Source organism: Flavobacterium sp. SLB02, from assembly GCF_009664855.1.
GTDB lineage: Bacteria > Bacteroidota > Bacteroidia > Flavobacteriales > Flavobacteriaceae > Flavobacterium.
The window spans coordinates 2,313,926-2,326,847 of the sequence record NZ_CP045928.1 but is presented as its reverse complement, the minus strand read 5'-3'; the positions used below and the strand labels follow the sequence as shown (position 1 = coordinate 2,326,847).

Here is a 12,922-nt window from a genome sequence, read left to right as displayed (position 1 = left end):
AAAAGGTTATGAAAAAATATAATTGGTCTGTCAAAAGCTTAAAAGTTTTAATATTAAGTACGGCATTTCTTTTTGCAAGCTGTGATGAGACACTTGATTTGCAACCCATTTCAGAAATTAGTGTAGGGGAATTTTACACTACTGCGGCAGAAGTGAACCTGGCAGTAATCTCTATTTACAATAGCCTTTACGGAATGCAGAATAGAGAATGGCTTTTGACAGAAATCCGTTCTGATAATACCTATATGAATCCAAATTCAACTGAAACTAAAGATTTGGCCGTTAGAGAAGTGGATCGTTTTGTGCAAAGTTCACAAAATGTTTATCTCCAGGAATATTGGAAAGCGTGTTATAAAACGATCAATCTTTCAAATGTTGTTTTGCAGAATTTAAATGTAGTTTCTGACCAGGCACAAAGAAATCAATATGAAGGAGAAGCACGTTTTTTAAGAGCGCACGCTTACTTTAATTTGGTGCGTCTTTGGGGTGGGGTTTTCATAATTGAAACTCCTGTTTCAGGAAAGCAAGCCAAAACAATGGACAGAAGTCCGCAAAGCGAAGTATATGAATTTATTGCAAATGACCTGCGTTTAGCATCAGAAATGTTGCCTCCAACGCAAGGTGGCGCAAACCTTGGAAGAGTTACTTCTGACGCGGCAAAAACATTACTTGGAAAAGTATTGCTTACTTCAGGTGATAAGGCAAATTTAAGTGAAGCAGTAACTGTTCTAACAGAAGTTGTTAGTGGTAATTTCAGTTTGCAGCCAACATACGGAGCAGTTTTCAATATTGGAAATGAATACAATAACGAAATCATGTTTGCAGTTCGTTACCAATCAGGAAGCGTTGGTTTAGGTTCGCCGCATCCCAACTTTTTCGCGCCTTTGCAAAGCGATAATTATGTGGTTTTTGGAAACGGCGATGGTTTGAATGTGCCAACAGATAATATGTCGCAGGCTTACACAGCTGGCGATCCACGAAAAGCAGCTTCTATGGCTGACACCTGGTTAGGTTTCAACGGTGCAGTTAAGGCAGATAAGCATGTTACAAAATACAATTCGACATTTAACGCAGTTGATGATGGTGGAAACGACTGGATTATCCTTCGTTATGCTGATGCTTTGCTTTTGCTCTCAGAAGCAATTAATGAGCAAAGTGGCCCAAATTCAGAAGCTTTAAGTTACCTGAATAAGGTTAGAACGCGCTCACTTGGTGCGAGTGCTGGTTTAAAATTGGCAGATCTTTCGACTTATTTCAATTTTAAAATTGCTCTGGAAAACGAAAGAAGGGTAGAGTTTGCTTTTGAAAATCACCGTTGGTTTGATTTGGTCAGAACCGGCAGGGCAGAAGTGGTGATGACACAGCATTTTGCTACTGAATTTCAATATAATGATCCGGCGCATCCTTCTTTAAACACAGGTCCGTTACAACATTACCAAATTTTATTGCCGATTCCGCAATATGAAATCGACCTGAACCCGAAGATTGCACAAAACACAGGATATTAATTTTAAGTATATGAAAAGTTTAAAATATTCACTAACAGCTTACTTGTGTTTGCTTTTTTTAGCCAATGCCAATGCCTTGGAAATAAAAGTTTCAAACAGGGAGGAATTGACAGAAGCTATTTCAAAAGTAAAACCGGGAGACAGAATCGTAATGTCAAATGGAATCTGGAAAGACACGGTAATTGATTTTAATGCAAAAGGAGTTTCAAAAGATTCCATTTTTCTCGAAGCGGAAACAGCAGGAAAAGTAATTCTTTCGGGCAATTCTTCCTTGAAATTATCAGGCGATTATCTAGTTGCAAAAGGGCTTTGGTTCAAAGATGGTTACAGCAAGTTTGTAATCTCTTTTATGAACAAAAGCAAAGTGGCCAATAATTCAAGAGTAACCAATTGCGCCATCACAGATTTTAATCCTCAAATAAAGACAGAATCAAACCATTGGGTGGAGTTATGGGGGAAAAACAATCGTTTTGATAACAATTATATCGCTGGAAAAACAAACGAGGGATGCACTTTGGTAGTTTGGTTAAAAGGCGAAGAAAATCATCACAATAACCACAGAATTGACCACAATTATTTCGGAGAACGTTCTCCTTTAGGTTCAAATGGTGGTGAAACAATCCGAATTGGAACAAGCCATAATTCTATGTTTCAGTCCAATACAATTGTGGAGTGGAACAAGTTTGAAAAATGCAATGGCGAAGTAGAAATCATTTCGAACAAATCGTGCAATAACATTTTTAGAAACAATTTATTCTTAGAATCTCAAGGTTCAATGGTTTTTCGTCATGGAAATGATTGCCTGGTTGAAAATAATGTTTTCCTTGGAAATAACCAGCCTTACACTGGCGGAGTTCGAATTATAAATGAAGGTCACACGGTAAAAAACAATTATTTCTGCGGTTTGACCGGACAAGATTTTAGAGGTTCGCTGGTAATGATGAACGGCGTTCCAAACAGTCCGCTGAATCGTTACAATCAGGTGAAAAATGCCAAGGTAATAAATAATGTGTTTTACAATTCCAGTTCGTTTCAATTAGGCGCCGGAAAAGACGAAGAACGTTCTTTGGCACCTATTAACTCTACGATTTATAACAATATTATTTACAATGAAAGCGATACAGAAGCGATAATTTTCTTTGATGAGATGAAAGGAATTGTATTTAAAAACAATATAATTGACAGTAAAAATTCAAAGAAAACAGAAGGCTTTACAGCAAAGAAATTATCGTGGAAAAAAGAAGGGGGAATTTTTATACCAAATGAAAAAAGCGACATTGATTTTTCTGTTTTTCCAAAGGTAATTGCAAATAAAACCGGAACTTCTTGGAATCCAAAGACATCCAAAGCTGCCATTTCAGAGCAAACTATTAATGTAGAACCAGGAATTGGAACTCTGGAAAAAGCAGTAAAAAAAGCAAAAGGAAAAACAAAATTGGTTTTGACATCCGGGAATTATCTTTTAGATCGTTCAGTTGTAATTTCTGATAACATTTCTTTTATAGGTGAAAATGCTGAAAAGACAATTATCAGCTTCAATCCAGCTGCTGAAAAAACCTCAAATTATTTGTTCAGAGTGGAATCCGGCGCAAGATTATCTTTTGAAAGTCTAAGCCTTACGGCAAAAAATACGGCAGCGGTAAAATACGCCATTGTTTCTCCTAAGGAAGATATTCCGGGTTCTTACAGCATTTTTGTGAATAAATCAATTATCTCGGATTTCACAAATGCAGAAGGCGGTTCTGTGATTAAAGCTTCAAAAGGAACCTTTGCAGATACTATTAAAATAAGCAATTCGATTTTGAGAAATAATTTCCGCGGCATCAACCTTTCTTCTGAAAAAGACGACATCGGGAAATACAATTCAGAGAATGTAATCCTGGAAAATACAGTTTTTATAGATTTCAACCAGTGGGTTTTGAATTATTACAGAGGTGGAAATGACGAATCGACTGTGGGGGGAAATCTAGTTGTAGACCATTGCATTTTTACCAAAACCGGAGCTACAGAAAAAGATTTGGTTTTTCAAAACAAAGGAATCGTGAACGTAAAAATTACCAACAGCGTTTTCTTTGACAATCCAAAATTGACAAGTCCAATTCGTCTGAACGGAAAAAACAACTCCATTAAAAATTCTGTAATCTACAGTTCAGGAGAAATGAAATTATCAGGAAAAGTTGTTTCAGAAAATATAATCGATAAAAATCCTTCGTATCAAGACGCTAAAAATTTTATACTAAAAGATAAATCGCCTTTAAAAGCGGCAGGTACAGATAAAAAAGACATTGGAATTTTAGTTGTTAAATAATTTTAAAAAAAATATATGAAAAGTACAATACTTAAAAATATTTACAAATCAATCTGCTTTGTTCTTGTAGTTGCAGTTTTTGCCTGCGATGCTAATGTAGAAGTAGATCAGACTTTTGAAGAAATATTGGCAGCACAACCAACAGTAATATCATTTGCTCCAGCCTCTGCACCCATCCAAAGTTTGGTAACCATTACGGGAACAAACTTAAATTTCGTAACTCACGCCTACATCGGCGCTATGGAAGCTGAAATTTATTCTCGTGAAAACCAGCATACTTTAATCATAAAAGTGCCAGCCAGCGCAACAGGTGGTATTATCAAATTGACAACAGATTCTAATAAGGAGGCTGCATCAGCAGAAAGTTTAGTTATCCTTTATCCTGTTCCGGAAATTAAATCTGATATTCCAATGATGTCAGCGGTAAACGAAGTTATTACAATTACGGGAAAAAATCTTCAAGTGGTAACCAGAGTGACTTTTGGAGCCGTTAATGGAATTATTGAACACCAGGATGAGCGAACTCTAATTGTGAAAACGCCAAACACAGGACCAAGTCCATTGGCTTTAACCTATAGCTACAATACAGTTTCGGGCGAAGTTACCCTTCCGTTAAAAGACAATTATACCATCGATATTCCAACTCCGGAAGTTTCCGGTTTTCCCAAAGCAGTCTTAAAAAACACGCAAGTTGTTATTGGAGGAACAGATATGAATTTAGTTACGGCAATTAGTTTTGGCGGAACTGCAATTGCAACTTTTGACGTAACGCCAACAAGCGTTTCATTCGCACCGCCAGCAAATTTGCCAACAGGGTTTTATGTAATCAATTTGATTTACGGCGGAGGACTAGTAGTTTCAAGTCCGCAAGTGGCATACATCAATCGTGATGTTCAAACGTATTTCAACTTTGAAACACAAGGAATGGAAGTAATTACTGCGGGTCAGGCTGCACAAATTACGGCGAACCAACTTAACGGAACAGTAGAACAGCCTCCGTTTCCAAGCAGTACAAGTTACCACCACTTAAAAATGAAGTCTCCAACAGATAACGGAAGCAGTATCGCATATATGAGATTCTCTCTTGCCACAAACACCACTTGGAAAACAGCATTTGACAACGGTGCTTTTAACAACAATCCGGTATTGCATTTTTGGTTCAATACAAACAATACCACGCCAACATTACGCTTGTACGCAACTGCTGCAGTAAGCAAAAAACTGGTTCATTATAATACAAATGGAAAATGGGTTTTAGTAGCTGTTCGTTTGAGAGAAATGTTTCCAACGGTTACAGCTTCTGATTTCGCAGGCGGAAACTACATGAGAATGAATTACTTGACAGATAATCAAGCCAATATTCCTTTAGAAGTGAACACAGATTGGTACATCATCACTGATGAAGTTTTGACAGGAATTGGAGCAGTGGATTTGACAAACTCCTTTAATTAAAAAATACAAGAATGAAAATTAAAACCATAAAAGCAATAGGACTTACAGCACTTTTTTTAGTGTTTGCAAATGCTGCTTTTGCCCAACAATATGAGCCTATTTTACTTTTGTCAAAATCTGAAGCAAAGAATATCAGTCAGCATTTAGGGGACTATAAAATCTTAGAGAAATCTTTTTCAAAAGTAAAAAAGGATGCTGATAAAGCATTGGAAAGTAAAATTGAAGTCCCAATTCCTGTAGATAATGGTGGTGGTTACACGCACGAAAAACACAAAAAAAATTACAGAGAATTGTATTATGCCGGATTGGCTTTTCAAGTTACCGGAGAAAAGAAATATGCCAAATTCGTTGAAGAAATGCTTTTGGAATATGCCAGGATTTATCCAGGTCTGCCACTGCATCCAAAGAGAAAAGCAGAGCAGAATTCTGGAAAATTATTCTGGCAGGGACTAAACGATTGCGTTTGGCTGGTTCACGGAATCCAGGCGTATGATTTGGTTAAAGAAAGCATCGATGCAAAAAATCGTGAAATTATAGAAAGAGATGTTTTCAGAAGTATGGTTGCATTTTTAAGCGAAAGCGAAGGCGGAAAGGATACCTTCAATAAAATCCACAATCATGGAACCTGGTCTGTAGCCGCAGTGGGAATGACAGGTTATGTTTTAGGTGATAAAGATATGGTGGAACGTGCATTGACCGGTTCTGCAAAAGACAAAAAAACAGGTTTTCTAAAACAAATTGATATGCTTTTTTCCCCTGACGGATATTATTCTGAAGGACCATATTACCAACGATATGCATTGCAGCCGTTTATGGTTTTTGCAGAAGCCATCAATAGAAATCAACCAGAACTGAAGATTTTTGAATATAGAAAGCAATTGCTTAAAAAAGCATTAAACACGGTTTTGCAATTGACCGATGCCAAGGGTTATTTCTTTCCGATAAATGATGCTTTGAAGGAGAAAAATTATATGACAGAAGAATTGGTTTTTGCCACAAATATTGTCTTTGAAAATTATAATGATCCTTCGGTTTTGCCCGTTATTCAACAGCAAAATGAAGTTTCAATTACAGGGGCGGGTTTAAAATCTGCAGAAGCTGTAAATGGAATGAAGAAGCAGGAATTTGTGAAAAATCCGTTGATTATTACAGACGGGCCAGAAGGAAAATCAGGCGGTTTGGCGCTTTTCAGAATGCATACAAAGAAAAAAGACGAACAGTTGACGGGCGTTTTTAAATTTGCTTCGCAAGGTATGGGTCATGGGCATTTTGATCGTTTGGGAATATTGCTTTTCAATAATGACAAAGAGATTTTGCAAGATTACGGCGCGGCTCGTTTCTTAAATGTAGAATCAAAAAGCGGTGGAAGATATTTGGATGAAAATAAGACCTGGGCACAAACTTCAGTTGCACATAATACGGTAATTGTTGATGAAAAATCACATTTCGATGGAGATTGGAAAGAAGCTGAAAAACAAGTACCAAAAACAATTTTCTCTGATATTTCATCTGCGGAAAAAATACAGATTGCAAGTGCCTTGGAAGTAAATGCCTATCCTGGAGTGGAAATGCAAAGAACAGTTGCTTTGATTGGAGCCGATACGCCTTTTATTGTCGATATCTTTTCTTTAAAATCAAAAGAAAACCATCAATACGACTTGAACTTTATGTTCAGCGGTCACGTTATGGAAACCGATTTTAAATACGAACCAACCTTGACAAGCCTTTCTCCATTAGGAAAAAATAATGGCTACCAACATTTATGGAAGTTGGCAGAAGCCAAGGCAAATCAAGGGATTTCAAAATTTACCTGGCTCAATGACAACCGTTTTTACACGATTTCAACTTTGACAGATGCTACCAATAGTTTGGTTGTGACAAGACTTGGAGCAAATGACCCAAATTTCAACTTGAGAAATGAATCGGGTTACATGCTAAGAACGAAAGACAAGAAAAATTACACATTTGTCAGCATTATTGAACCTCACGGAAGCTTTGATCCAAAACTAGAGTCAGTTCAGGACCCACATTCAAAAGTAGAAAGTATTCAAATTTTGAAACAGGATGATAATTACACAGCAGTTTTGGTGACTTTTAAAAATAAGAAATCATACACGTTGGCATTTTCAAATAAAGAAGCAAAACCAGATTCAAAACATAAGGTTTCCATTAACGGAAAAAATATGGAGTGGAAAGGAAATTACATATTAATTACAAATTAAAGACAAAATGAATATCAGAACAGAAGCATTTTATGTAGAAAACGAAAATCCATGGGAAGCAGTTTCCCAAGGTGTAAAAAGACAAATTACAGGTTATGATGTCAGTATTATGATGGTTAAAGTAGCCTTTGAAACAGGAGGAATCGGTCCCATTCACCAGCATTATCATTCACAGACTTCTTATGTAGTTTCAGGAAAATTTGAAGTGACAATTAATAACAAAAAGAAAATTCTTCAAACGGGAGACGCTTTTTACATTGAGCCAAACATTCTTCACGGAGCAATTTGTCTGGAAGCCGGGATGTTAATAGATGTTTTCAGCCCCATAAGAGAAGATTTTTTAATGTAATGCCTGCCTGCTGCAACAAATTGGAGTAAGTAATAAATCAATACTTAATAAACAAGATTTTGGAGCCATTGACGATCTCGGATCATCATGCAATTCTCCAACTATGGATGTGGGCTAATTTAAAGCCGGAAATATTGCAGAATATCCAAATCTCATGAAGAATGTTTTGAAACGAAATAGTAATCTGGCTTGAAAAAGCCTTTTAAAGTAAATTATGAAAGTAAAAGGATTAAGATGGTGGATCATTACCTTGATTGGTATTGCAACAATCATCAATTACATCGACCGTTCTGCATTATCGATTATGTGGCCGGCTATAAGCAAGGATTTGCAAATGGATGAAAAAGATTATGCTTTTGTCCTCAATTGCTTTATGATTGCTTATGCCGTGGGACAATCTTTATCGGGCAAGCTTTTTGACAAAATTGGTACGCGTCTTGGCTTTGTAATTGCTATTGGAGTTTGGTCGCTCTCTTCGTTATTTCATTTTGCTGTAAAAGGTGTAATGTCATTAACATTAGTAAGGGTGACACTCGGAATTTCTGAAGCCGGCAACTGGCCCGGGGCCGTAAAAAGTAACTCTGAATGGTTTCCTTTAAAAGAAAGGGCAATTGCACAAGGAATTTTTAATGCAGGAGCTTCTATTGGAAATGTAATTGCGCCACTTTTCATCGCTTACATGTTTGCAGGTTATGGATGGAAAACAACCTTTGTTGTTATTGGTGCTATGGGATTAATCTGGATTATTCCATGGTTAATTGTATATAAAAAACTTCCAAAAGACCATCCCTGGATTACTGAAGAAGAGAGAAGATTAATCTTAGACGGAAAAGCAGCAACATCAACAGTAGAAGAAAATCAAGTAAAAGGTAAATCAATATCAGAAATACTGTCTTTTAAAGAAAGTTGGGGTGTGATTGCTTGTCGCTTTTTTATGGAACCAATATGGTGGCTTTTTGTGGGGTGGATGCCTTTATATCTTCAAAAGACCTATGGTTTTGATGTAAAGCAAATAGGTCTTTTTGCCTGGGTTCCCTATGTTGGAGCAGCAATAGGAAGTTTAGCAGGTGGATGGTGTTCGGGAATGATTATAGCCAAAACACAATCGGTTGACAGAGGCAGAAAAATTGCAATTATCATCGGTGGAGCCATTATGTTTTTAGGATTATTGGCCACCATATTTTACGGAGACACACCGCTGAAATTTGTGGTAATAGTCTCTTTCGTATTGTTTGGATTTCAGTTTGCCATTGGAAATATTCAGACATTGCCTAGCGATTTGATGGATAAAAAATCAGTAGGAACATTAGCAGGTTTAGGTGGTTCAATTGGAGTTGTTTCTGTCATTTTAATGAATTTTCTCATCCCTGTAATTACTCAGGTATCCTACACTCCGGCATTTATTATCATCGCCGCATTTGTGCCGCTCGGAGTCTTTTCAGTTTTCGCATTAATCAAGAAAATACAGCCAGTAAAATAGTTAGAATATAAATAAACATTAAATAGAATCAAAATGAAATTAAAAGGAAAAACAGCCGTAGTAACAGGCGGAGCAAGAGATATTGGAAGAGAAGTGGCTATCAAATTAGCTAAAGAAGGTGCCAATGTTGTCGTAAATTATTATCTCAACCAAGAAGACGGGGACACGACTTTGAAATTAATAGAGCAAGCCGGTGGAAAGGCAATCATCGTGCAAGGTGATATGACAAAACAGGAAGATATCGATACCCTGGTAAGCGAATCTAAAAAAGCTTTTGGTAAAGAAGTACACGTTTTAGTAAACGTTGCCGGAGGACTGATTGCTCGAAAATCAATTGAAGAAATGGACGTAGATTTCTTTGACATGATGATTGACGTGAACTTCAAATCTGTTTTCCTGGTAACAAAAGCATTCAAGCCATTGATGAAATCAGGTGCTTCAATTATTAACTTCGCTTCTCAGGCGGGTCGTGATGGTGGCGGTCCTGGTGCTGCACTTTATGCTTCTGCAAAAGGTGCTGTGATGACGTATACAAGAGGCTTAGCAAAAGAATTTGGTCCTCAGGGGATCCGTGTAAATGCGCTTTGCCCAGGGATGATTGCAACAGCTTTCCACGATACTTTTACAAAACCGGAAGTTCGTACAAACGTTGCAAACGGAACACCTTTGAGAAGAGAAGGAAAAGCATCTGAGGTAGCTGATTTAGTAGCTTACCTGGCTTCTGAGGAGTCTTCTTTTTTGACAGGGAACAACATTGATATCAACGGTGGTTTGGCATTTAGTTAATAATCTTGAATAAAAGTAAATGAAAAAAGTAGTCACTTTTGGTGAAATACTAGCAAGGCTGACACCTCCGGGATTTAAAAAAATGTCCCAGACCAATCAGCTTGAAATTTATTATGGAGGGACCGAGACAAATGTTTCGGTTTCCCTTTCCATTTTAGGTTGTAATGCTCTTCACGTTAGCCGGGTTTCAGATGATTTCTTAGGCAAAGCTGCTATTTGCAATCTAAAGAGTAATGGGATCGATACTTCTTTTGTACAAAAGGGGGAAGAACCTTTAGGCCTTTATTTTGCAGAACCAGGAGCTGTTGTTCGCTCGGGAGTCATTGCTTACAACCGAAACCATTCGGCTTTCAGAGCTTTAAAACCAAATTCAATTCCGTGGGCTTCAATCTTCAAAGATGCCCATTGGTTTCACTGGACAGGAATTACGCCTGCTCATTGTGAGAATAATTTTCTGGCTTTAAAAGAAGCTTTGATGGTTGCCCAAGAAATAGGAGTAACCGTTTCTTGTGATCCTGCATACCGGGCCGGACTTTGGCAATATGGAAGAAAAGCTGAAGAAGCCTTAAAAGAATTGGTAGCTCTCTCAGATGTATTTATCGGAGGGACTGAACAATTCAATGAACTTTTAGGTGCTGATTTTTCGCTTTCTGACGAAGATTTTAAAGAGGGAAGCAAGGCATTGATAGCACAATTTCCTAGGCTGAAAAAGGTTTATGATAAGACAAGAACCGCAAAGAATGCGTCTTGGCACAAAATCGAAGCCCGAATGTGGAATGGCAAAGATATGTTTTGTTGCGAACCGATTGAAATAACCCACATCGTGGATAGGATAGGGACAGGAGATGCTTTTGCAGCTGGAGCAATTTTTGGAGAACTGCATAATTTTTCTGAAAAAGATTCGGTGGCTTTTGCCAATGCAGCTTGTGCTATAAAACATACGATCGAAGGTGATGCCAATTTGGCCGACTTTAACGAAATAAACCAAATTGCGGAAGGAAATACCTTCGGTAGATTAATACGATAAACAATGGCAGGATTTTCAAAATTACAGGTTTTAAATGCGATAAATGAAAACGGAATAGTTCCCGTTTTTTACCACCAAGAAGTGAATGTATGTAAAGAAATTCTCAAAGCGGTCTATGATGGAGGTATTCGGATTTTTGAATTTACAAACAGGGGAGACAACGCACACAAGGTTTTTGAAGAATTGGTGACTTTCGCCAAGGAAACACTTCCGAATTTAATCTTGGGAATCGGTTCGGTAATTGACCCAGGTACTGCTTCGTTATATATTCAGAGTGGTGCCAATTTTATCGTGGCACCAATTGTCAACCCAGAAGTTGCTTCAACTTGTAATAGAAGAAAAATTCCCTGGATGCCGGGTTGTGGTTCATTGACAGAAATTAATTATGCTGAAAGTCTTGGTGCTGATATCGTAAAGATTTTTCCGGCTCAGCAGGTGGGTGGCCCAGAATTTATAAAAGCAGCAAAAGGTCCGTGTCCGTGGTCAAACATTATGCCTACAGGCGGCGTACAACCCGAAGACGGAAATCTAAAAGAGTGGTTTTCTGCCGGAGCACATTGCGTTGGGTTAGGTTCTCAGCTTTTTGTAAAAAATAAGGAAGGTCATTTTGATTTTGAAGAAATTAAAAGGGCAGCAAAATTATCTGTTGAAGCATTTAAGAAGTATAAAAAGTAGGCTAAAGTCAAACATTTAGCTTTGCTAAGCTTTACAAAAAAACTTAAATGCAAAATAAATAAGCTTCACAAAGAAAAAATAATTAATACAGAAACATGAAAACATTACATCTTTCAATCCTCTTACTAACCCAAATTTCTTTGGCTCAAGTCACCTTATCTGCAGATGGTCCAGGAAATACCTATGAATTAATTAACAGCGTTTTTGCCCCAGGTTATGACGTTACCGAAACCCCAGATTGTGTTGATACTAATTTTGGTCGCCACATAGAAGAAGTTTGGGATGCACAACTCAACAAGTATGTTTTTAAATTTCACATTCACGTTACACCGGATAACGACCGATGCATCAAGTTTGACAGACAGCGTAACGAAATCAAGACCTACAATCAATCGCCGGATAATTTGATTGGAACCTACGGAGAAACAGTAATTTACAAATGGAAATTTAAACTCGATGCAGGTTTTCAGCCATCGAATAAATTCACCCACATTCACCAGATAAAAGCCTATGGAGGTCCACACGAAAGTATTCCTGTAGTTTCCTTGATTACAAGAGCAGGAAGTAACCAAAAGCTGCAGGTAATGCATTCTGATAGTTTGATAGCAAATGAAGTAGCGAGTGCAAATTTGTCTTCTTTTAAAGGAAACTGGGTGGAAGTTACCGAAACAATTACCTATGGGGAGAAGGGGAAATATGCCATTTTAATTAAGAAAATCAGCGACAATTCTACATTGATAAATTATTCCAATAATAGTATCAGAACCTGGCGCGATAATGCAGAGGGAATCCGCCCAAAATGGGGAATTTATAGGAGCCTTTTGAGTCAAGAGCAATTACGCGATGAAGAACTTTTGTTTGCAGATTTCTCCATACAAGAAATTGGAACTTCATCACTTTCCATTTTAAATATCGAAAAAGAAGGATCTTTTGTATTTCCAAATCCGGTAAAAGACACATTGAATTTTAACCAGCAAAGGCAATTCGAATATATCATAATTGTGGATCTTCAAGGCAAAAAGGTTTACGAAGGGAAAGATATTAATGTAAGTTCAATAGATCTTTCCCACCTGGAAGAAGGGACTTATATATTAAAATTCAAAACCGATAAAAAG

10 protein-coding genes are annotated in these 12,922 nt (G+C 37.4%); all 10 read left to right on the top strand.

Features of this window, described 5'->3' with window-relative positions:
• Positions 1-8 precede the first annotated feature (8 nt).
• The gene (locus GIY83_RS08805) at positions 9-1,508 is read left to right on the top strand and encodes a RagB/SusD family nutrient uptake outer membrane protein (RefSeq protein ID WP_208686357.1); all 1,500 of its coding nucleotides are present in this window, start codon (positions 9-11) and stop codon (positions 1,506-1,508) included.
• Positions 1,509-1,518: 10 nt separating this feature from the next.
• Complete coding sequence (locus GIY83_RS08800) at positions 1,519-3,816, top strand: polysaccharide lyase 6 family protein (RefSeq protein ID WP_208686355.1); 2,298 nt, start codon at positions 1,519-1,521, stop codon at positions 3,814-3,816.
• A gap of 15 nt (positions 3,817-3,831) precedes the next feature.
• The gene (locus GIY83_RS08795; RefSeq protein WP_208686353.1) at positions 3,832-5,268 is read left to right on the top strand and encodes an IPT/TIG domain-containing protein; all 1,437 of its coding nucleotides are present in this window, start codon (positions 3,832-3,834) and stop codon (positions 5,266-5,268) included.
• An 11-nt stretch (positions 5,269-5,279) separates the two neighbouring features.
• Entirely contained in the window at positions 5,280-7,490 is a 2,211-nt protein-coding gene (locus GIY83_RS08790) for an alginate lyase family protein (protein WP_208686351.1), read from the top strand.
• A 7-nt stretch (positions 7,491-7,497) separates the two neighbouring features.
• Positions 7,498-7,839, top strand: coding sequence for a cupin domain-containing protein (locus GIY83_RS08785; protein ID WP_208686349.1), 342 nt, complete (start codon positions 7,498-7,500; stop codon positions 7,837-7,839).
• Positions 7,840-8,053: 214 nt separating this feature from the next.
• Entirely contained in the window at positions 8,054-9,319 is a 1,266-nt protein-coding gene (locus GIY83_RS08780; RefSeq protein ID WP_208686347.1) for an MFS transporter, read from the top strand.
• A 33-nt stretch (positions 9,320-9,352) separates the two neighbouring features.
• A complete protein-coding gene (locus tag GIY83_RS08775) occupies positions 9,353-10,105 on the top strand; it encodes an SDR family NAD(P)-dependent oxidoreductase (RefSeq protein ID WP_208686345.1) in 753 nt (250 codons plus the stop codon).
• Between the two features lie 19 nt (positions 10,106-10,124).
• On the top strand, positions 10,125-11,132 hold the full coding sequence (locus GIY83_RS08770) for a sugar kinase (RefSeq protein ID WP_208686343.1): 1,008 nt from the start codon (positions 10,125-10,127) through the stop codon (positions 11,130-11,132).
• Between the two features lie 3 nt (positions 11,133-11,135).
• On the top strand, positions 11,136-11,807 hold the full coding sequence (locus GIY83_RS08765) for a bifunctional 4-hydroxy-2-oxoglutarate aldolase/2-dehydro-3-deoxy-phosphogluconate aldolase (protein ID WP_208686341.1): 672 nt from the start codon (positions 11,136-11,138) through the stop codon (positions 11,805-11,807).
• Positions 11,808-11,902: 95 nt separating this feature from the next.
• The coding region (locus tag GIY83_RS08760; protein ID WP_208686339.1) for a T9SS type A sorting domain-containing protein at positions 11,903-12,922 on the top strand (1,020 nt) is incomplete at its 3' end.

Bases quoted from the DNA above. Each gene is read 5' to 3' on its own strand.
- GIY83_RS08770 (WP_208686343.1), top strand. From the start codon at position 10,125: ATGAAAAAAGTAGTCACTTTTGGTGAAATACTAGCAAGGCTGACACCT.
- GIY83_RS08800 (WP_208686355.1), top strand. From the start codon at position 1,519: ATGAAAAGTTTAAAATATTCACTAACAGCTTACTTGTGTTTGCTTTTT.
- GIY83_RS08805 (WP_208686357.1), top strand. From the start codon at position 9: ATGAAAAAATATAATTGGTCTGTCAAAAGCTTAAAAGTTTTAATATTA.
- GIY83_RS08775 (WP_208686345.1), top strand. From the start codon at position 9,353: ATGAAATTAAAAGGAAAAACAGCCGTAGTAACAGGCGGAGCAAGAGAT.
- GIY83_RS08790 (WP_208686351.1), top strand. From the start codon at position 5,280: ATGAAAATTAAAACCATAAAAGCAATAGGACTTACAGCACTTTTTTTA.
- GIY83_RS08780 (WP_208686347.1), top strand. From the start codon at position 8,054: ATGAAAGTAAAAGGATTAAGATGGTGGATCATTACCTTGATTGGTATT.
- GIY83_RS08795 (WP_208686353.1), top strand. From the start codon at position 3,832: ATGAAAAGTACAATACTTAAAAATATTTACAAATCAATCTGCTTTGTT.
- GIY83_RS08765 (WP_208686341.1), top strand. From the start codon at position 11,136: ATGGCAGGATTTTCAAAATTACAGGTTTTAAATGCGATAAATGAAAAC.
- GIY83_RS08785 (WP_208686349.1), top strand. From the start codon at position 7,498: ATGAATATCAGAACAGAAGCATTTTATGTAGAAAACGAAAATCCATGG.